The 21,447-nt window shown below is 63.8% G+C and carries 16 protein-coding genes; 12 read left to right on the top strand and 4 right to left on the bottom strand.

Annotation, left to right across the window (positions count from 1 at the left end):
- Positions 1-361 precede the first annotated feature (361 nt).
- From KW836_RS12695 to KW836_RS12645, 11 genes are all read left to right on the top strand, one after another.
- Positions 362-2,053: a flagellin gene (locus KW836_RS12695; protein ID WP_218343526.1), complete on the top strand. Its 1,692-nt coding sequence runs from the start codon at positions 362-364 to the stop codon at positions 2,051-2,053.
- Between the two features lie 422 nt (positions 2,054-2,475).
- On the top strand, positions 2,476-5,736 hold the full coding sequence (locus tag KW836_RS12690) for a methyltransferase regulatory domain-containing protein (RefSeq protein WP_370633023.1): 3,261 nt from the start codon (positions 2,476-2,478) through the stop codon (positions 5,734-5,736).
- A complete protein-coding gene (gene rfbF / locus KW836_RS12685) occupies positions 5,733-6,503 on the top strand; it encodes a glucose-1-phosphate cytidylyltransferase (protein ID WP_218343524.1) in 771 nt (256 codons plus the stop codon). The genes KW836_RS12690 and rfbF overlap by 4 nt, the downstream gene beginning before the upstream one ends.
- Positions 6,488-7,558, top strand: a complete 1,071-nt coding sequence (rfbG, locus tag KW836_RS12680) for a CDP-glucose 4,6-dehydratase (protein ID WP_218343523.1) — start codon at positions 6,488-6,490, stop codon at positions 7,556-7,558. The genes rfbF and rfbG overlap by 16 nt, the downstream gene beginning before the upstream one ends.
- The gene (locus tag KW836_RS12675; RefSeq protein ID WP_218343522.1) at positions 7,555-8,112 is read left to right on the top strand and encodes a dTDP-4-dehydrorhamnose 3,5-epimerase family protein; all 558 of its coding nucleotides are present in this window, start codon (positions 7,555-7,557) and stop codon (positions 8,110-8,112) included. Before rfbG ends, KW836_RS12675 begins: the two co-directional genes overlap by 4 nt.
- A complete protein-coding gene (locus KW836_RS12670; protein ID WP_218343521.1) occupies positions 8,109-9,353 on the top strand; it encodes a class I SAM-dependent methyltransferase in 1,245 nt (414 codons plus the stop codon). The genes KW836_RS12675 and KW836_RS12670 overlap by 4 nt, the downstream gene beginning before the upstream one ends.
- Entirely contained in the window at positions 9,350-10,171 is an 822-nt protein-coding gene (locus KW836_RS12665; protein ID WP_218343520.1) for an NAD(P)-dependent oxidoreductase, read from the top strand. The genes KW836_RS12670 and KW836_RS12665 overlap by 4 nt, the downstream gene beginning before the upstream one ends.
- Positions 10,172-10,927 carry a cephalosporin hydroxylase family protein gene (locus KW836_RS12660; protein ID WP_218343519.1) on the top strand — a complete coding sequence of 252 codons (756 nt, stop codon included), beginning with the start codon at positions 10,172-10,174 and terminating at the stop codon, positions 10,925-10,927.
- 19 nt (positions 10,928-10,946) lie between these two features.
- Positions 10,947-11,447: a DapH/DapD/GlmU-related protein gene (locus KW836_RS12655; protein WP_218343518.1), complete on the top strand. Its 501-nt coding sequence runs from the start codon at positions 10,947-10,949 to the stop codon at positions 11,445-11,447.
- 17 nt (positions 11,448-11,464) lie between these two features.
- Positions 11,465-12,478 (top strand): hypothetical protein, encoded by a 1,014-nt coding sequence (locus KW836_RS12650; protein ID WP_370633022.1) that lies wholly within the window; start codon positions 11,465-11,467, stop codon positions 12,476-12,478.
- Positions 12,479-12,681: 203 nt separating this feature from the next.
- The gene (locus KW836_RS12645; RefSeq protein WP_056316520.1) at positions 12,682-12,876 is read left to right on the top strand and encodes a putative motility protein; all 195 of its coding nucleotides are present in this window, start codon (positions 12,682-12,684) and stop codon (positions 12,874-12,876) included.
- Positions 12,877-13,050: 174 nt separating this feature from the next.
- Here KW836_RS12645 and KW836_RS12640 read toward each other — a convergent pair whose 3' ends face one another.
- On the bottom strand, positions 13,051-13,554 hold the full coding sequence (locus KW836_RS12640) for a MarR family winged helix-turn-helix transcriptional regulator (protein WP_218343517.1): 504 nt from the start codon (positions 13,552-13,554) through the stop codon (positions 13,051-13,053).
- Positions 13,555-13,663: 109 nt separating this feature from the next.
- Here KW836_RS12640 and KW836_RS12635 point away from each other — a divergent pair, with 109 nt between their 5' ends.
- Positions 13,664-14,851, top strand: a complete 1,188-nt coding sequence (locus tag KW836_RS12635) for an MFS transporter (protein ID WP_218343516.1) — start codon at positions 13,664-13,666, stop codon at positions 14,849-14,851.
- A gap of 211 nt (positions 14,852-15,062) precedes the next feature.
- Here the strand turns inward: KW836_RS12635 and lpdA are convergent, their stop codons facing one another.
- Genes lpdA through aceE form a run of 3 tightly spaced genes read right to left on the bottom strand, consistent with a single transcriptional unit; the run spans position 15,063 to position 21,275 of the window.
- Positions 15,063-16,862 (bottom strand): dihydrolipoyl dehydrogenase, encoded by a 1,800-nt coding sequence (gene lpdA, locus KW836_RS12630; RefSeq protein WP_218343515.1) that lies wholly within the window; start codon positions 16,860-16,862, stop codon positions 15,063-15,065.
- A 12-nt stretch (positions 16,863-16,874) separates the two neighbouring features.
- Positions 16,875-18,554 carry a dihydrolipoyllysine-residue acetyltransferase gene (gene aceF / locus KW836_RS12625; protein WP_218343514.1) on the bottom strand — a complete coding sequence of 560 codons (1,680 nt, stop codon included), beginning with the start codon at positions 18,552-18,554 and terminating at the stop codon, positions 16,875-16,877.
- 12 nt (positions 18,555-18,566) lie between these two features.
- A complete protein-coding gene (aceE, locus tag KW836_RS12620) occupies positions 18,567-21,275 on the bottom strand; it encodes a pyruvate dehydrogenase (acetyl-transferring), homodimeric type (protein ID WP_175138964.1) in 2,709 nt (902 codons plus the stop codon).
- Positions 21,276-21,447 lie beyond the last annotated feature (172 nt).

The following is a 21,447-nucleotide window of genomic DNA, read 5'->3' as shown; positions in this document are numbered from 1 at the left end:
CGTTCACAGCTTCTTTTCACGTACCGTTCGCTAGTGGTGCTGGGTCTGACCGAGCTGGCGAGCGCGAACCTAGTCGGTCACCAGAGACGTCTGGATTCCTCACTACTTGAACGGCTTCGCATTGCGCGTCTGAACTGCCCCCCCCTCCGCCGGCCGCTCCAGAGGCAATCCGCAGTGAAACCTGCCGCCCATCGGCCAATTTCACGATTGTCGAAAAAAAAACCTAAAGATTGATTTTTGACTGCCGTAATCCTGGCAACGGAGAAATTCGAAGACACAAGTCAAAGAATTCTTCCCGTTACAAAGATGGGCGGCCCCGCTGCCCGGTTTGAAGAAGCCTTTCTCTCTTGGGAGCCTAAACATGGCTGCAGTCATCAATACCAACTACTTGTCGCTCGTTGCTCAGAACAACCTGAACAAGTCGCAATCCTCCCTGGGCACCGCCATCGAGCGCCTGTCGTCGGGCCTGCGCATCAACAGCGCCAAGGACGACGCCGCCGGTATGGCCATTGCCAACCGCTTCACCGCGAACGTCAAGGGCCTGACCCAAGCCGCTCGTAACGCCAACGACGGCATCTCGCTGGCTCAGACGACCGAAGGCGCCGCCTCGGAAGTCAACACCCACCTGCAACGCGTTCGCGAACTGTCGGTGCAAGCTTCGAACGGCAGCTACTCGCAAGAACAGCTGAACTCGATGCAAGATGAAATCAACCAACGTCTGTCGGACATCGACCGCATCTCGCAACAAACCGACTTCAACGGCGTTAAGGTTCTGTCGGATTCGGCCAAGCCCCTGACGCTGCAAGTCGGCGCCAACGACGGCGAAACGATCACCCTGAACCTGACCGAAATCAGCGTCAAGACCCTGGGTCTGGACGGCTTCAACGTCAACGGCTCGGGCGTGACCCAGAACCGTTCGGCCACCGTGTCGGATCTGCAAGCTGCTGGCGGTGTGACCACCGGCGCCAACGAGTGGACCGTGACCACGACGCACGCTGCGATCAAGGCTGACGACATCTTCGGTCGCCTGGAAAACGGCAACACCGTCCGTGTCAGCGTCGCCGCCGGCAACGACAACACGTACACCTACGACGCCGCGAACAACAACTTCACGTTCACGAACAACAGCGCTTCGAACTCGACCGCCATCAATAACCTGGCCGCTTCGATCAAGCCGGGCACGGGCACCACCACTGGCACGTACAACAACGGCACGTCCGGCTCGACCGAGTTCACCGTTGACGCCAACGGCGACATCACCATCGACGGCCAAGCTGCTTTCGTTGACGCTTCCGGCAACCTGACCACCAACAACGCCAGCGGCACCGCTGCGAAGCTGGATCTGGTCATGCGTACGGCTGCCAGCTCGCCTGTTGGCACCGCCTCTGTCGACATCGGCGGCAAGGTCTACAAGAACAGCACGGCAGGTCAGCTGTCGTTCACCGACACCATCAGCAAGGACGCTCTGCTGGCTGCATTCAAGGCCAACGCAGCTGCTGGCGGCAACACCGTGAACCTGGGCAGCGGCATCACGGCTGCCACGGTCTCCTTCACCGGCGACACCTCCGCTGGCGCCAACATCGCCTACGTGGACGGCAAGGGCACCGTTACTCGCACCCTGAACTACACGACCGTCTACAACGTCGACCCCAACACGGGCAAGACCACGGTCAAGGGCGGCACGGGCACGGGCGACTACGCTCCGAAGATCGGCGCCGAAGCCAAGGTCAGCAGCACCGGTAAGCTGACGACGGAAGACACCAGCAAGGGTACGAAGACCACCGATCCGATGAAGACGCTTGACGCCGCCTTCACGAAGCTGGACAAGCTGACCGGCGAACTGGGTGCTGTGCAGAACCGTCTGGAATCGACGATCGCCAACCTGAACAACGTGGTCAACAACCTCTCCAACGCTCGTTCGCGTATTCAAGACGCCGACTACGCCACGGAAGTGTCGAACATGTCCAAGGCTCAGATCCTGCAACAAGCTGGTACCTCGGTTCTGGCGCAAGCCAACCAAGTGCCGCAAACCGTTCTGTCCCTGCTGCGTTAATTCTCAGCACAAGCAGAACCGGGAACGGGCAACCGCTCCCGGCTCTGTGACCCGGTCCTTCGCGCCGGGCCACAGAGCCGCAGTACCAAGCCTCCCGATAGGGAGGCTTTTTCGTTTCTGGAAGATCGCACGCGCTGCCTGGACATAAAGATGCCGGAAGACGGGCGCAACCCCTGATGCCCCGGAACTGGAGGCGAATTCGGACGCTGCTTGGCGAAATGACCCGAACGTCTGCTTCATAGAATCTGGGTCATTATCCCGAAGCCTCAATTGTTACGCGCCCCATGTCGATTCCGGCCCCCATGCAACCCTGCCAGCGGGCAGACAACCCAGGGACTCTGGCTCCCAGCCACTCACCGCTGCATCTGCGAGCAGTCGCCCATCTATATGGTGTGGAAACGGCTCCGCTGCACCGAGCGCGCGTGCTGGTCTTGGAATGCGGTTCGGCCGAGGGGCTGTTTCCTTTCGCTCTGGCCTACCCGGATGCCGTCGTAGTCGGGCTCGACAGGCGTGCGAACCTTATTGAAATAGCGCGCGGCCGGGCGGAGCAACTCGGACTCAAGAACGTCGATCTGGCCACCGCCGGCATCTCCGATCTGCCGGCTCATACGCCGCCGTTCGACTATATCGTTGCCACCGGCTCTTACGACAGCCTGCCTGAAGAGCAGGCTCAGGAGCTGCTCGAGCGAGGCCAAGCGCTTCTTTCGCCCTTCGGCCTGCTCTACGTCGACTACCGGATCTATCCGGGCGCCAAGAGTCTCGAGGTGATGCGCGATGCCATATTGCTGCACACGCACTCCGCCAAGACCGAAGACGAGGTAAAGGGCGCGGCTCGCGCCGCATTGACGCTTTTCCAAGAAGGCATTGCGCCATCGAATCCCCTGAGCGCCTCCGTCGGCACGCTGGTCGATCAATTCTCTCGTGGACTGGACTCCGACGAGGCCGCACGTCTATTGGCGTGCACGCCCACGTATTTTGTCGAGTTTGCGGGCAAGGCGGCCCAGGCGGGACTGGCCTACGTCGGGGATGCTGATCCCTTAAGCGAAATCCCGCTGCAATTTGGCCAGAATGTGTCGCTGTCCCACAGCTTACTGAGCATGGGGCAACCGGCTGCCATGCGACAGCAGTACCTCGACTTTGCGACCGGACGAGGATTGCGTCAGAGCCTGCTGATTGCGCAACACCGCCAGCCGGAAATCCTGAGCGCCCCCGACCTTACGCGCCTCACCGATCTGAATTGGGCCAGCGGGCTGATCAGGCTCGCGGCCAGGGGGCAGGACAACGTTGTTTCCTACGCTACGCACCTCGGGCGCGGACTGGTCACCACGGACCCGCTGATGGTCGATCTGCTCAGGATCTTCGGGCGCGCTTGGCCGAGCACGCTTCCCTACTCAACACTGTTCAATGAATTGAAGCGCGGCACGTCCAAGGACGATGCAAGTTTGCGAAGCGGATTGGATAAGTGCCTCCGGACGCTTTTGGAAGCCGATCTGGCGCATGTCAGCCTGGGACCCGGCCCCTATGACGATGCCGCGAGCGACTTTCGACCTCTTCGAAGCATTGACGCGTCGGGACCGGATGCGCCATTGTTCAACCTGTGGCATGAGCCTCTGCGGCTGGTCTTCAATGAGACGCAACGCGCGCTGCTAAATGCTCTTTCCTCTGGGCAGTCGTTGCACGGGGCATTGCTTGCGGTGTCCGCGGACGCAGCTCACTCCCATGTGGGCACCTCGGAATTGAACGAGGTCCTGTCACTGGTCAAGCGTTTCGCGCTCGCGGAGGGTTCGGCGCAATCCTGGCACGCGATGCTCGAGAGCGGGCTGATAGATAGTGAAGGCGAAGGCCACTACGCAGGACATTACGTGGACGCGCTTGCGCGTCTCGGCCTGACCGGTCGGCTGCCCTCTCAGCGATCCTTGGCGCCTCCGCCTTCCATCGTGGCCCAGGCGCAGCGGCTGAACCAGGCAATGATGCGCAACGCCTATAGCGAAACAGAACCCCTCGCCCGCACGATCACCAAGCTTGCCCCGCGCTTCTTCGATGGATGGGAAGCGCTTGCCATCACGCTGTGCAACACGCGGCGTCCCGCGCAAGCGATGGTGGCAACGTTGAAAATGCTCGAACTCGAGCCCAACCACTCTCAAAGCTATATCACCTTGACCGTCTGCCTCAGCCAGCTGGAGCGGACTGCCGAGGCGATCAGCGCCGGCCGGCGCGCCGTCGAGCTGGCCCCTGGCGATGCCCATGCTCATGCGGCACTTGCTGATGCGCTAAATGCCGAAAGGCGTTATCAGGAAGCCAAACAATCCTGCGTGCGCGCCCTGGAAATAGATCCGAACCTGCAAAAAGCGCTCGCGAACCTGAGCAAGATACTCATCGACAGTGGGGACGCTGAGGGTGCGATTGCGGCAGCAAGAAACGCCGTCGCGCGTGCGCCGAAGTCGCTCGCCGCGAACAACAATCTTTTGTTCGCGTTGAACTATGCACCAACCGTGAGCCCGGAAGAGGTCTTTCAGGCCTACCAGACCTACGATCAGACCTATTGCGAACCGCTGCGCAGTACGTGGAGACCGCACAAGAACTCGCGCCAGGTGCAACGCAAGCTGAAGATAGGCTTTACGTCGCCCGACTTCCGCCAGCACTCGGGCAATTACTTTATTGAACCCGTCCTTGCTCACCTCTCCCGAGATTCCTTCGAGCTGACCGCCTATGCGGAGTTGGCGACGGAAGATGATACGACCAAGCGGTTCAAGACGTACTTCGATCATTGGGTTCCGACTTCCCCGCTCTCCGATGCTCAACTCGCGGAGCGGATTCGAGCGGACCAGATCGATATCCTGATCGACGTTGCCGGACATACAGCAGGCAATCGGCTTGCAACCTTTGCTCGCAAGCCTGCCCCGGTGTCGATGACCTGGCTCGGATACGGCTACACCACTGGGTTGACGGCTATCGACTATATCCTTACGGACGAAGCGATGGCGCCCCAGGGATGCGAGAGTCTGTTCTCAGAGACGCCATGGCGGCTCCCTGATACGAACTTCATCTATCGACCGGCAACCAGCATGGGCCAGGAAGGCCCCCTGCCGGCTATTGCCAATGAATTTGTGACGTTAGGCAGCCTGACGCGCGCCATTCGCATGAATGACCGTACCGTCAGCGTATGGGCGCAGATCATGCACCGGCTGCCCAATGCGCGCCTCATCGTCGATAGCAGTAGCTATCGCGACCAAGCAATGCAAGATGCCTTGATTGCGCGCTTCGAGAAGTATGGCGTCAATCGTACTCGGCTCGCTATCGGATGCCACAGCCCCCCCTGGGATACGCTCCGAAGCATGGATATCGGCCTTGATTGCTTCCCGCACAACTCTGGCGTCACGTTGGTGGAATCGCTTTACATGGGCGTGCCGTACATCACGCTCGCGGACCGCCCCAGCGTGGGCCGCATCGGGTCGTCTATTCTCCACGGCGTTGGCCGACCCGAATGGATTGCGCAGACGGAATCGGAGTACATCGACAAGGTCGTCGCACTGGCCAGCGACATCCCCGCCCTCGCCAAGATCCGCGCCGGCCTGCGCGACGAAATGCACGCCAGCCCCCTCATGAACGAACCCGCCTTTGCGCGCAAGTTCGAAGGTGCGCTGCGCGAAATGTTCAAGAACTGGTGCGAAACCCAAGCATGAAAGCAATCATCCTGGCCGGCGGCCTCGGCACCCGGATTTCCGAAGAGACCCACACGCGCCCCAAGCCGATGATCGAAATCGGCGGGCGGCCCATCCTGTGGCACATCATGAAGACCTATTCCGCCCACGGCGTAAACGACTTCGTCATTTGCTGCGGATACAAGGGCTACATGATCAAGGAGTACTTCGCCAACTACTTCCTGCACATGTCCGACGTCACGTTCGACATGGCCGACAACCGCATGGAAGTGCATCAGCGCAAGGCCGAACCCTGGCGCGTGACGCTGGTGGACACCGGCGAAAACACGATGACCGGCGGGCGCCTGAAGCGCGTGGCGGACTATGTGAAGGAAGACGAGGCGTTCTGCTTTACGTATGGCGACGGCGTGGCCGATATCGACATCACCGCCCTGCTCGCCTTTCACCGCAAGCACGGCAAGGCCGCCACCGTGACAGCCGTGCAACCCCCGGGCCGTTATGGCGCGCTGCGCCGCGACGGCGATCAGGTCACCGGCTTTGCGGAAAAGCCGCGCGGCGACGGCGGTCTGATCAACGGCGGCTTCTTCGTGCTGTCGCCCAGCGTACTCAAGCTGATCGAAGACGACGATTGCACGTGGGAACTCGGACCGCTGGAAGCGCTGAGCCGCGACGGCCAGCTCCACGCCTATGAACATCTGGGCTTCTGGCAGCCCATGGACACGCTGCGCGAAAAGAATCTGCTGGAATCCCTCTGGAGCACGGGCAAGGCGCCATGGAAAGTCTGGTAACGCCGAATGCCGGTTTCTGGCGCGGCAAGCGCGTCCTCCTTACCGGTCACACCGGCTTCAAGGGCGGCTGGCTGGCGATCTGGCTGCAGCGCCTGGGCGCAAAGGTGACGGGCGTGGCCCTGCCGCCGTGCACGGAGCCCAGTCTGTTTCAGGCCGCCCGCGTCGGCGCGCTGATCGACAGCCATTATTGCGACATCCGCGACGCTGCCGCGCTGCGCGAACGGGTGCAGAGCGCCCGTCCCGAAATCGTGTTGCACCTGGCCGCCCAGGCGCTGGTGCGGTCGAGCTACGCGCAGCCGGTCGAGACCTTCGCCGCCAACATCATGGGCACGGCGCACCTGCTGGATGCCCTGCGCGTCACGCCGTCGGCCCGGGTCGCGGTCATGGTCACGACCGACAAGGTCTACCGCAACAACGAATGGCCCTACCCGTACCGTGAGAGCGACGCGCTGGGCGGGCATGACCCCTACAGCGCCAGCAAGGCCGCCAGCGAACTGGTCATCGCATCCTATCGCGACGCCTTCCTGCGCGAACAAGGCCTGGCAGTCGCCAGCGCGCGTGCCGGCAATGTGATCGGCGGCGGCGACTGGTCGGCGGACCGCCTGCTGCCTGACGCCGTGCGCGCCTGGCGGAGCGGCGACGATCTGCATGTGCGGCGCCCGCAGTCGGTTCGCCCGTGGCAGCACGTCCTGGAGCCGCTTGCGGGTTACATGACCCTGGCCGAAAAGCTGTGGGAAGCGCCCGCGTTGGCCGACGCCTACAACTTCGGCCCGGATGCGGCCGAAGCGGCGCCCGTGCGCACCGTGGTGGACCTGGCCCTGTCCGCTTACGGCAAGGGCCGCGTGGCCTATGCCGAACAGATCGAAGGCCCGCATGAAGCCGGCCTGCTCACCCTGGATACGTCCAAGGCGCGCGCCGTGTTGAACGTGGCGCCCCGCTGGGCGCTGTCGCAGGCGGTGACGCACAGCATGCACTGGTACCGGCGGTTCGACGCCGGCGAAGATGCGCAGGCGCTGTGCCATGCCGACATCGACCGCTACGAGACGCGCGCATGAGCCTCGCCGTCCTCGATACCCCGATCGCTGGCTTGAAGGTCGTGCAGCGCCATCCGCGCGGCGACACGCGTGGCTTTCTGGCGCGGCTGTTCGATGCTACCGAAATGGCCGCATGCGGCTGGACCGGCCCGGTCGCGCAGGTCAACCATACCTATACGGCGCAAGCCGGCACGGTTCGCGGCATGCACTACCAGTTACCGCCCTTTGCGGAAATGAAGCTGGTGAGCTGCATCCGCGGTGTGGTTTGGGATGTCGCCATCGATCTGCGGCAGGGCTCGCCCACGTTCCTGCAATGGCATGCCGAACGCCTGTCGGCGGACAACGGCCGCGCGCTGCTGATTCCCGAAGGCTTCGCCCACGGGTTCCAGACGCTGACGGACGACGTGGAAATGCTGTATTGCCATTCCGCCTCCTACGCCCCGCAGGCAGAAGCCGGCCTGCATTACCAGGAGGCCCGCGTCGGCATCTCCTGGCCCGCCCCCCCTACCCTGGTGTCCGAGCGCGATCAGCAACATCCGCGCCTGGACGCTGCCTATTCTGGAGTTGCACTGTGAAGTGCCGCCATTGCCAGGCCGAACTGCGCCTGCCCTTTCTCGATCTGGGCCATGCCCCGCCGTCCAACGCCTACCTGACCGAAGCGGCACTGCGCGGTCCGGAGACCTGGTTCCCGCTGCGCATCCTCGTGTGTGAGTCCTGCTGGCTGGTCCAGACGGAAGACCACGCGGGCCGGGAAGCTCTGTTCACCGACGACTACGCCTACTTCAGCTCATTCTCGTCGTCGTGGCTGGCGCATTCGCGCCGCTACGTGGATGCGATGATCGGCCGCTTTGGCCTGGGCAAGGACAGCATGGTCGCAGAGATCGCGGCCAACGACGGCTACCTGCTGCAGTACGTCAAGGAAGCGGGCATTGCCTGCTACGGCGTGGAGCCCACCGCCAGCACGGCACAAGCCGCTCGCGACCGTGGCATCGACATCGTGCAGCGCTTCTTTGGCGTGGAACTGGGCGACGAGCTGACTGAAGCCGGACGCGCCGCGGACTTGATTGCCGCGAATAACGTGCTGGCGCATGTTCCGGACATCAACGATTTCGTTTCGGGCTTCGCCGCCCTGCTCAAGCCTCAAGGCGTAGCGACGTTCGAGTTCCCTCACCTGCTGCGCATGGTGCAGGAAGGCCAGTTCGACACCGTCTATCACGAGCACTATTCGTACCTGTCGCTAACGGCGGTATCGCGCATCTTCGCGGCCAATGGCCTGTCCGTGTTCGATGTCGAGCACCTGGGCACGCACGGCGGCAGCCTGCGCGTCTTCGCGCAGCGCCTGGACACCGGCAAGCATAAAGTTGGCGCCGAAGTGGCGCGCACACTGGACGAAGAGCAGCGCGCCGGCGTCGCTGGAACTGATTTCTACGCGCGATTTCAGCAGCAGGCCGAACGCGTCAAGAATGACCTTCTGGCGTTCCTGGTGGAACTGCGCCGCGGCGGCAAGCGCATCGCCGCTTACGGTGCCGCAGCCAAGGGCAACACGCTGCTGAACTTTGCCGGCGTGCGTCCGGACCTGCTGCCGTATGTGGTGGACCTGAACCCCGCCAAGCAGGACAAGTACCTGCCGGGCAGCCACATTCCGATCGTGGCGGAAGCCCGGCTGCGCGAGGACCGGCCCGAGTACATCCTGATCCTGCCGTGGAATCTGAAGACCGAGGTGACGGAGCAGCTTGCCTACGCGCGCCATGAATGGGGCGCCAAGCTGGTTACCGCAATCCCTTCGCTTTCCATTGACAGCGGGCCGCACGCATGAATGGCCGGCCGGTCACCGTTCTGGGCGCCTCGGGCTTCATCGGCCGCCATCTAGTCGCGCGCCTGCGCGCCGATGGCATCGCCTGTGACGCCCCGCCGCGCCAGGACACGGACCTGTTGCGCCGCCCGCTGGGGCACGTGATCTACGCGATCGGCCTGACCTCGGACTTTCGCAGCCGTCCGCTCGACACCGTGGAAGCCCACGTATGCCTGCTGCGCAGACTGCTTGCCCAGGGTGATTTCGACGCCCTGACCTACCTGTCCAGCACACGCGTGTATTCGGGCGTGAACGACACGCGTGAAAGCGCGACGCTGCGCGTCAATCCTAACGACGCGAGCGACCTGTACAACCTGTCCAAACTCATGGGTGAGTCGCTGTGCCTACACGGCGGACGGTCCGCCAAGGTTGTGCGCCTGTCCAACATCGTAGGTCTGCGCGACGCGCCGGACAGCTTTATTGACCAGTTGCTGGAGGAAGGCGCGCGCGATGGCCGTATCACGCTGCGAACCGCGCTGGCCTCCCGCAAGGACTATCTGCACATCGACGACGCGGTCTCGCAGATTCTTGCCATCGCTCTGTCCGACGCCACCGGCATCTTCAACGTCGCGCACGGCGTGGGCATTGAGAATCGCGAGGTCGCAGCACACCTGCAGGACGTCATGGGCTATCCGGTATCCGTCGCGCCCGACGCCCCGGAATGGGCCTTCAACGACATTGACGTGACCCGCACGCAGGCGCTGTGCCGCCAGCCCCTGCGTCCGTTTTCCGAATTTTTCCCGAATTTTCTAGCGCAGTACCGTCTGCACAAAGGAATCTGAATGTCCTACCTTGAAACCACGCCCGACGCGCATCCGGAATACCGCCAGGAGAAGGAAGCCCGCATTGCCGGCTTTGCCAAAGACCAGGAGTTCCGCGAGCTCTCCATCGCCTGGCGCCAGATGGCGCTGGAACGCAAGTACATGAACAACTTCTCGTGGGCAGGCCGGCCGCTCATCCAGCTGCCCATGGACGCCATGGCCATGCAGGAACTGATCTGGGCCGTGAAGCCGGACCTGATCATCGAGACGGGCATCGCCCACGGCGGCTCGCTGATGCTGTCGGCCTCGATGCTGCAGCTGCTGGGCGCGGGCGACGTGGTTGGCGTGGACATCGAAATCCGCGAGCACAACCGCAAGGCCATCGAGTCCCATCCGCTGGCCAAGCGCATCCATCTGATCGAAGGCTCCAGCATCGACCCCGCGACGATCGCGCAGGTGCGCGCACATGCCGAGGGCAAGAAGAACATCATGGTGTGCCTGGACTCCAACCACACGCACGACCATGTGCTGGCCGAATTGAACGCCTATGCGGATCTCGTCAGCGTGGGCAGCTATTGCGTCGTCTTCGACACCTTCGTCGAAGACATGCCGGCCGACTATGAGTGGCCGGGCCGCCACTGGGGCAAGGGCAACAACCCCAAAACGGCCGTGTGGGAATGGATCAAGCAGCACCCCGAGTTCGAGATCGACCGCTCGGTCGAAGACCGCCTGCTCGTGACGTCCGCGCCGGACGGCTTCCTGCGCCGCAAGGCCTGATCGCGGTACGGGCGGCAGCATGATCCAGATCGATTCCACCGCGCGGGTGTCAGCGCTGGCAGACATCGAGGACTCGACGCGCGGCACGCGCATCGTGGTCGGCCCGCGCGCGGTGATCGACTCGTTTGTGAAGATCAAACCCGCGGGGGGCTCGGGCGATGTCGAGATCGGACCGGATTGCGTCATCAATTCCGGCTGCGTGCTCTACACCGGCAATGGCATCCGCATGGGCGCGCGCGTGGCGGTTGCAGCGAACTGCACCTTTGCGCCGGCCAACCATGAGTTCCGCCGCCGCGATTTGCAAATCCGCGAACAGGGCTTCCGGCCCAGCAAGGGCGGGATCGTGATCGAGGACGACGTCTGGATCGGCGCCAACTGCGTGCTGCTGGACGGTGCGGTGCTGCGCGAAGGCTGCGTCATCGCGGCCGGCAGCGTGGTGCGGGGCGAAGTCGAGGCGTATTCGATACAGGGCGGCAATCCGATGAAGCTGCTGGGACGGCGGGAAGCGACGGGGGACTGACGCGGCGGGTTGGATGCGTGACGGAAACTTGGGCCAAGCGGCCGATTTTCGGTCCTATTCCCCGGTTGGCCCCTGCGGACATGCCTCATAATTGCGTCCGCAGCTTTTGTATCTATATCTTTCACGACATGACCGCCACGCCTCCCGATCCCCTCGCTACGCAGCACGACGGCACTCCGGATCAAGATGACCAGGGGTCGGGAGACACGCAGACCCTGCGCCTGCGCGAAGAAAACCGCGCCCTGCGCGAGCTTCTGGCTGCGCAGGTACAGGCGTCGCTACCGCGTCAGGAGCCGGGCTGGTTCAAGCGCCTGTGCTGGTGGCTGATCTCGGCGCCGGGCGCGGCGCTGGTCGGCTGGCGCAGCCTGTTCGGCCGCGAGGACGGCGAACCCATAACGCGCCGCAATGTGGGCCGCGCGACGATGACCGTGATCTACACGCTGGCCATCTATGGCGCACTGGTGCTCCTCGTGGTGTCGTGGAATTCCCCCAACATTGCACCATCGGGCGCGACATCCGCAAGCCCGGTGCGCGTGCCGTTGACGCCGCTGCCTTCCGTGACGCCAGAGTCGGACAAGGCGGGCACGCCATCTTCCGATCGCGGGCACGAAGCAACAGGTTCTGGATCGGCATCGCCGGCTGCGGGCTCGTCGTCTGGGACACCGATTGGAGCGGATCGGACCGACGCATCGCCCGCAACGGCTGAAACGGAACCAGGCACATCCACGCCCTCTGTGCCCGCCCCTGCCGTGTCATCTCGCGCTGCACCGGTGGCCTCCTCGACCGGGCTGGAGCGCTCGACACCAGCAGCGTCCTCCAACGAACCCGCCGCGCCGCAATCAACGCTGCGCATCACCGAAATTCCCGCGCCGGATCCGATGGCATGGGTCGCCACGCTCGATGAAGCACTCGTTCAATGCGCGGAACTCGGTTTCTTTGAGCGCCCCGAATGCGCATGGGCCGCACGCAAGCAATATTGCGAACCGAATCAGGGTTGGGGCAAAGTGAAGGAATGTCCTGCGCAGCCTTAGTGCGCCACTCGGTGAAGGTGTCCATCGCCGTACAGCGCCGACGCGAAACGCTGCGCATGTCACATGCCCGCCACGAACCCCCGCCACAATACATTGCCGTCCACGATCATTGCGAAATGTTTTGCATCATTCGATTGGCGTGCCCCATAATGCGACTTGCTTCGGCCATTGATCCGGCCTCACATCACCAGGACACCTAGACCATGGATGCTTCCGTCAACAACACCGTCAATTCCGCCCTGGCCTTGCGCGACGCGAACCTCATGATGGAAGTGCAGGCATCGGTGACGAAGAAGGCGATCAACGCGCAAGCCGACTCGGTCGCCACGCTGCTGCAATCGCTGCCGGTGCTGGCAATCGACGGCACGCTGGGTTCGCGCATCAACACCCACGCCTGAATTCAAACCGCGCGGCGACCGGCCGCAACGGGATGCAAGGCAGATAAGCCGCCCACGGGCGGCTTTTTCAATTGGACGGCTGTTCGACGGGTCAGGACAACATCTGACGCGCACCGCGCGAGGGATGCCGGCCTCTGTATGGCTTGCGAAGCCTGCGCCGGAGCCGCTGCCCGCTCAATCCGCCGGCTTACGCTCCAACCCCACAATCATCTTCGCCAGCAATCCATCCAGCTGCGCCTGTTCCTTTTGCGTCAACGACGCCATCGCCTGCTGTTCATTCGCCACATGCAGCGGCAGCAGCTTGTCGATGAGCGCCAGGCCCGCTGGCGTAAGCCGCACCAGCGTGCTGCGCCGGTCGTTCGGAGACGGCACACGTTCGATGAGGCCTTTGCGTTCGAGGCGATCCAGCCGGCTCGTCATCGCGCCTGACGACAGCATCAGGCCCTCGTGCAGATCAGTGGGTGTCATGGCGTACGGATTGCCTGACCGCCTCAACGTGGCGATGACGTCGAACTCGCCTTGGTGCAATTCGAACTGCGCGGCCAGCGGCAGGAACCAGTTGCGCTCCAGCAGATGCGTGGCTTGCAGCAGTCGCCCGACCAGCGCCATCACGTTGGCGTCGATGTCAGGACGTTCGCGCTGCCACTCTTCCTGCGCGCGCCGTGCACGGTCATTCATGGTTGTCTCTACATGAAGCTATTTACATTGGCAGCCATGATATCCCGTTGCCGAACCCACCGCCCCGTCTATATACTTCGACATCAAATAACTTGATGTCGAGATATCCATGACGCGCGTGAGGTTACGCCCTTTGTTTGCCATCGTCGCCATCGTGGCCGTGGCGTTGAATCTGCGGCCCGCGCTGGCGGCCATCGGGCCGTTGCTGGACATGATCCAGGCGGCCACCGGCGCGACCAATACGCAGGCCAGCCTGCTGACGACCTTGCCCGTGTTCGTCATGGGGATCTGCGCGCTCGCGGGCGGGCGCCTCAACAAATACCTGAATGAACGCACCGGGATCGCACTGGGCGTGGCGCTGGTGGCCCTTGCTTGCGCCGCGCGCTATGCCGGGACGCAGACCTACGGGTTGCTGTTGACGGCGGTGTTGGCGGGCGTCGGCATTGCGCTGGTGCAGACCTTGCTGCCCGCCTTTATCAAGCGCAATTTCGCGCATGACATGGGACGCGTGTTTGGCTTGTACACCACCGGCATCATGGCGGGCGCGGCCGTCGCGGCGGCCAGCGCTGCGGGGCTTGCGGGTAGTTTCGGGTGGCCCGCCGCATTGGCATTCTGGAGCGTGCCCGCGCTGCTGGCGCTGCCGTTGTGGCTCAACGCAGCGCAAGATCGCGCCGACGCATCATCGCCCCTGCACCGCACCGCGCGCACGGCACCACGCAGCTTCTGGCGCAATCTGCGGGCATGGGAGCTGATGCTGTTCTTTGGCATCGGCACCGGCGCCTACACGCTGGTGCTGGCGTGGTTGCCGCCGTTCTACACCGGTCTCGGGTGGGAACCTTCCGCCGCCGGTTTTCTGCTGGGCGGCCTGACGCTTGCCGAGGTGATGGCGGGTCTGGCCGTGTCGGCGTGGATCGGCCGCTTTCCGGATCGCCGCAAGCCGCTGGCCGCCGTGCTGACCATTCTGATCTGCGGACTGACATGCCTGATCCTTGCCCCGCTCAAGTTGGCGCTGCTGGCGTGCCTGCTGCTCGGCATCGGAATCGGCGCGCTGTTTCCGTTGTCGCTGATCGTGGCGATGGACCACCTGGACGATCCGGCACAAGCGGGCATGCTGGCGGCGTTCGTGCAAGGCGGCGGCTACTTGATTGCGAGCTTCATGCCATTGCTGGCGGGCATCCTGCGCGACCGGTTTTCCAGCCTGACCGAGGCCTGGATCGTGATGCTGGCCGGCGCCGTCATGCTGCTGGCGCTGGCCCTGCGGTTTTCGCCCGCTTCGTATCGACGGATCGACGCCTGAGCGCGCGCCCCTGCCCCGCCCATACATAGGCAGCCGCCCCGCAAACAGCCTACGCACAGCGCTGGCACGTACAGCGTCTGCACAGACAGCCCTCGCATAAGAAACGCCTGGGCAAACAGCACACACATCCACAACGCCCGCGCATAAAAAAGCGCCGCCCCCTCAAAAAGGGGCGGCGCTTTTTGTTGCAACCGCGGCAAGCCTTGATGCGTTACTTCTTCTTCATCGGCGGCAAGTCGGTGCAGACGCCTTCGGCGACTTCCGCGGCCATGCCCACCGATTCACCCAGTGTCGGGTGCGGGTGGATGGTCTTGGCGATGTCGACGACGTCGGCGCCCATTTCCACGGCCAGCGCCAGTTCGCTGATCAGGTCGCCCGCATGGGTGCCCACGATGCTGCCGCCCAGGATGCGATGCGTCTCGGCGTCGAAGATGAGCTTGGTGAAGCCTTCGTCGCGGCCGTTGGCGATGGCGCGGCCCGAGGCTGCCCACGGGAACACGCCCTTCTCGATCTTGATGCCCTGCTTCTTGGCTTCTTCTTCGGTCAGGCCCACCCACGCCACTTCCGGATCGGTGTAGGCCACCGACGGGATGACGCGCGCGTCAAAGAAGGACTTCTGGCCGGCGGCGGCTTCGGCGGCGACGTGGCCTTCATGCACGGCCTTGTGGGCGAGCATGGGTTGACCGACGATGTCACCGATGGCGTAGATGTGCGGCACGTTGGTGCGCATCTGGCGGTCGACCTCGATGAAACCGCGGTCGGTGACGGCGATGCCCGCCTTGTCGGCGCCGATCTTCTTGCCGTTGGGGCTGCGGCCGACAGCCTGCAGCACCAGGTCGTAGCGTTGCGGTTCCTTGGGTGCGCCCTCGCCTTCGAAGGTGACGTAGATGCCGTCCTTCTTGGCTTCGGCGCCCACCGTCTTTGTCTTCAACATGATGTTGTCGAAGCGGTAGGCGTTCTTCTTCTGCCACACCTTAACCAGGTCGCGGTCGGCGCCCTGCATCAGGCCGTCCAGCATTTCCACGACATCCAGGCGCGCGCCCAGCGTCGAGTACACCGTGCCCATTTCCAGGCCGATGATGCCGCCGCCAATGATCAGCATCTTCTTGGGCACTTCACGCAGCAGCAAGGCGCCGGTGGAGTCGACGATGCGATCGTCCTGGGGCAGGAACGGCAGCTTCACCGACTGGCTGCCGGCGGCGATGATGGCCTGCTTGAAACGCAGGGTCTGCGACTTGCCGTCGGCGCCCTTGACGGTCAGGTGGTTGGCGTCGGCGAATTCGCCCACGCCCGTCACCACGGTGACCTTGCGCGCCTTGGCCATGCCGGCCAGGCCGCCGGTCAGCTTGGCGACCACGCTGTCCTTGTAGCCGCGCAGCTTGTCCAGGTCGATCTTGGGCTCGCCGAAACTGATGCCGTGGGCAGCCAGTTCGCGGGCTTCGTCGATGATGGCGGCGTTGTGCAGCAGCGCCTTGGACGGGATGCAGCCCACGTTCAGGCAGACGCCGCCCAGCGTGCTGTAGCGTTCGACCAGGACCACGGACAGGCCCAGGTCGGCGGCGCGGAAGGCGGCGGAGTAGCCGCCGGGGCCCGCGCCCAGCACCAGCATGTCGTATTCGCCATCGGCCGAACCGCTGTAGGTGGCGGCGGCAGGCGCGGCGGCCTTGGCCGCTTCGGCCTTGGGCGCTTCAGACTTGGCAGCCGGCTTAGGATCGGCATTGGACCCAGCTTTGGGAGCCGCTTCCTTGGCGGCGCCAGCGTCAGCACCCGAGGCAGCTTCCACTTCCAGCACGACCGCGCCTTCAGCAACCTTGTCGCCGACCTTCACGGCGATGGACTTGACCACGCCGCCTTGCGACGCGGGGATTTCCATCGAGGCCTTGTCGGATTCAACGGTGATCAGGCTCTGTTCCGCCTTGATCGTGTCGCCCACCGCAACCAGCACTTCGATGACTTCCACTTCCTTGAAGTCGCCGATGTCCGGCACTTTGATTTGAACGGTATTGCTCATAGGGCTCCCCGTTTACAGCGCGATGCGGCGGAAGTCGGCCAGCAGCGCACCCAGATAGGCGTTGAAGCGCGCGGCCGCGGCGCCGTCGATGACGCGGTGGTCGTAGGACAGCGACAGCGGCACGATCAGGCGCGGCACGAACTGCTTGCCGTCCCACACGGGCTTGTGCGACGAGCGCGACACACCCAGTATCGCGACTTCAGGCGCGTTGATGATGGGCGTGAACGAGGTGCCGCCGATGCCGCCGAGCGACGAGATCGAGAAGCAGCCGCCCTGCATTTCGGCGGGCGAGATCTTGCCGTCGCGCGCCTTCTTGGACAGGTCGGTCATTTCCTGGGCGATCTGCAGGATGCCTTTCTTGTCGGCATCGCGGATCACCGGCACCACCAGCCCGTTGGGCGTGTCGGCGGCAAAACCGATGTGGTAGTACTGCTTGAGCACCAGGTTGTCGCCGTCCAGCGAGGCGTTGAACTCGGGGAATTTCTTCAGGGCCGCAACCACGGCCTTGATCAGGAAGGCCAGCATCGTGACCTTGATGCCCGACTTCTCGTTTTCCTTGTTCAGCGTGACGCGCAGCGCTTCCAGGTCGGTGATGTCCGCTTCGTCGTTGTTGGTGACGTGCGGAATCATGACCCAGTTGCGGTGCAGGTTCGCGCCCGAGATCTTCTTGATGCGCGACAGCGGCTTGGCTTCGATCGGGCCGAACTTGGTGAAGTCGACCTTCGGCCACGGCAAGAGGCCCAGCGCGGCGCCATCGGCCGAACCGCCGGCAGCAGCGGCCGCCGGCGCAGCCGACAGGGCCTGCTTGACGAAACCGCGCACGTCGTCGGCGGTAATGCGTTCCTTGGGACCCGTGCCCTTGACCTTGGACAGGTTCACGCCCAGTTCGCGCGCAAACTTGCGCACGGACGGCGACGCGTGCGGCAGCTGGCCGGGCTTGAGGTTGGCGTCTTCCAGCGCGGCGGCGGGGGCCGGACGCGAGGCGGGCGCGGCGGCCTGCGCGGGCGCCGATTCTGCCTTGGCTTCCGGCTTGGCAGCCGGGGCCGGCGCAGCTTCGGACTTCGCGGCCGGGGCGGCAGCGGCTTGCGCGCCGCCTTCCACCACTACCACGATCGAGCCCTTGGCGACCTTGTCGCCAACCTTGACCTTCACTTCCTTGACCACGCCGCCTTGCGAGGCCGGGATCTCCATCGAGGCCTTGTCGGATTCGACGGTGATCAGGCTTTGCTCGGCCTTGATGGTGTCGCCGACCGCGACCATGACTTCGATGACTTCGACTTCCTTGAAGTCGCCGATGTCCGGCACTTCGATCTCGACCGGGCCGCTGGAGGCAGCCGGCGCGGGCGCCGAGGCCTCGGCCTTGGGCGCGGCGGCGGCGGCCTGCTTGGGTTCTTCCTTGGCGGCCGGTTTGGATTCAGCCTTGGGGGCCTCTTCCTTGGCGGCGCCAGCGTCGGCCGCTTCCACTTCCAGCACGACCGCGCCTTCGGCGACCTTGTCGCCGACCTTCACGGCGATGGACTTGACCACGCCGCCTTGCGACGCGGGGATTTCCATCGAGGCCTTGTCGGATTCGACCGTGATCAGGCTTTGTTCCGCCTTGATCGTGTCGCCCACGGCAACCAGCACTTCAATGACTTCCACTTCCTTGAAGTCGCCGATGTCGGGAACCTTGATTTGCACGATGTTGCTCATGTCTCTTTACCCTCAGGCGTATTGCGGGTTGGCTTTGTTCGGATTGATGCCGTACTTCTTGATGGCCTCGGCCACCTTGGCAACCGGCACCTTGCCTTCGTCGGCCAGCGCCCGCAGGGCGGCGACGACGACGAAGTGGCGATCCACTTCGAAGTGCTCGCGCAGCTTGGCGCGGAAATCCGAGCGGCCGAAACCATCGGTGCCCAGCACCTTGTATTCGCGGCCCTTGGGCACGAACGGACGGATCTGGTCCGCAAAGAGCTTCATGTAGTCGGTCGACGCGATGATCGGGCCTTCCGTCTTGGCCAGCTGTTCCGTGACGTAAGCGACCTGCGGCTTCTTCTCGTCGGGATGCAGCATGTTGTGGCGTTCTGCGTCCAGGCCGTTGCGGCGCAGCTCGGTGAAGCTGGTGACGCTCCAGAGGTCGGAAGCGACATCCCAGTCGGCAGCCAGCAGTTCCTGCGCGGCCATGACTTCGCGCAGGATGGTGCCCGAACCCATGAGCTGCACGCGGTTCTTGCCCTTGCCGTGCGACTTGAGCTTGTACATGCCCTTGATGATGCCTTCCTCGTCGCCCTTGGTCAGACCGGGCTGCGGGTAGTTTTCGTTCATCACCGTCAGGTAGTAGTAGACGTTTTCCTGGTCTTCCACCATGCGCTTCAGACCGTGCTGGATGATCACGGCGAGCTCATGACCGAACGTCGGGTCGTACGACACGCAGTTCGGGATGGTCGAGGCCAGGATGTGGCTGTGGCCGTCTTCGTGCTGCAGGCCTTCGCCGTTCAGCGTCGTGCGGCCGGCAGTGCCGCCCAGCAGGAAGCCGCGCGCCTGCATGTCGCCGGCGGCCCAGGCCAGGTCGCCGATACGCTGGAACCCGAACATCGAGTAGTAGATGAAGAACGGGATCATGATGCGGTTGTTCGAGGAGTACGACGTGGCCGCCGCAATCCACGAGCTCATCGCGCCCGCTTCGTTGATGCCTTCCTGCAGAAGCTGGCCGTCAGCCGCTTCCTTGTAGTACATGACCTGGTCCTTGTCGACCGGGGTGTACTTCTGGCCTTCCGGCGCGTAGATGCCGATCTGGCGGAACAGGCCTTCCATGCCGAAGGTGCGCGATTCGTCAGCCAGGATCGGCACGACGCGCGGACCCAGTTCCTTGTCGCGCAGCACCTGGTTCAGGATGCGCACGAAGGCTTGGGTGGTCGAGATTTCGCGGCCTTCCGCGGTGGGTTCCAGCACGGCCTTGAAGGCGTCCAGCGCGGGGGCCTTCAGTTGCTCGTCGGCCTTGGCGCGGCGGCGCGGCAGGTAGCCGCCCAGCGCGGCGCGGCGCTCGTGCAGGTACTTCATTTCGGGCGAATCTTCGGCCGGCTTGAAGTACGGCAGATCAGCCAACTTGTCGTCCGGGATCGGGATGCCGAAGCGGTCGCGGAATTCGCGGATGGAATCCAGTTCCAGCTTCTTTTGCTGGTGGGTCGGGTTCTTGGCCTGGCCGACGTGGCCCATGCCGTAGCCCTTGATGGTCTTGGCCAGGATGACGGTCGGCTGGCCGGTGTGGTCGGTGGCCGACTTGAAGGCCGCGTACACCTTGTGGGGGTCATGGCCGCCACGGTTCAGGCGCCAGATGTCCTCGTCGCTCATGCGCGACACGGCTTCCAGCAGCTTGGGGTGCTTGCCAAAGAAATGTTCGCGGACGAACTTGCCGTCGTTGGCCTTGTACGCCTGGTACTCGCCGTCGACGGTTTCTTCCATGATCTGGCGCAGGATGCCTTCCTTGTCGTGCGCAAGCAGCGGATCCCAGTAGCCGCCCCAGATCAGCTTGATGACGTTCCAGCCCGAACCGCGGAAGTCGCCTTCCAGTTCCTGGATGATCTTGCCGTTGCCGCGCACCGGACCGTCCAGGCGCTGCAGGTTGCAGTTGATGACGAAGATCAGGTTGTCGAGCTTTTCGCGCGCCGCCAGGGCGATGGCGCCCAGCGACTCGGGTTCGTCCATTTCGCCGTCGCCGCAGAACACCCAGACCTTGCGGTTGCTGGTGTCGGCGATGCCGCGGGCGTGCAGGTACTTCAGGAAGCGGGCCTGGTAGATGGCCATCAGCGGGCCCAGGCCCATCGACACCGTCGGGAACTGCCAGAAGTCCGGCATCAGCTTCGGATGCGGGTACGAGGACAGGCCCTTGCCGTCCACTTCCTGGCGGAAGTGGTTCAGCTGGTCTTCGGTCAGGCGGCCTTCAAGGTAGGCGCGGCCGTACATGCCGGGCGAGGTGTGGCCCTGGAAATAGACCAGGTCGCCGCCGTGACCTTCGTCTTCGGCGTGCCAGAAGTGGTTCTGGCCGCAGCCGATCATGGTGGCCAGCGAGGCGAACGACGCGATGTGGCCGCCCAGGTCGCCGCCATCGGGCGGGTTGTGCTTGTTGGCCTTGACCACCATGGCCATGGCGTTCCAGCGCACGTACGAGCGGATGCGCGTTTCCAGTTCCAGGTTGCCCGGGTGCGCCGGCTCCAGGCCGGGGGGAATCGTGTTGACGTAAGCGGTATTGGGCGAGAACGGGATGTGAGCGCCGGAGCGACGGGCTTCGTCGATCAGGCGTTCCAGCAGGTAATGGGCGCGCTGCGGTCCTTCGCGATCAAGGACGGCTGCCAGGGCTTCGAGCCACTCCTGGGTTTCAAGGGTGTCTTCGTCGTTGGCGGCCTGTACGGCGCCAGCCTGGGCGTTAGAGGACATCGTGTGTCTCCTGTTGGGGTTCGTCGTGACCACACACCCGCTTATTGATCTACTCGCGGACATTGCATGGTAGCCGGGATCATCCGGGCTACCATGCAATGCATGGGGTCGGGGTGTTCAAAGGACCTGCCAGGGGCGGGTTTCCTGTCAGGCGGCATTCTAAGAAAGAAGA

It is taken from the genome of Achromobacter sp. ACM05, from assembly GCF_019218915.1.
Lineage (GTDB): Bacteria > Pseudomonadota > Gammaproteobacteria > Burkholderiales > Burkholderiaceae_B > Achromobacter > Achromobacter animicus.
Note: the sequence above shows the minus strand (reverse complement) of the source record. Positions and strands in the feature narration are given on the sequence as shown.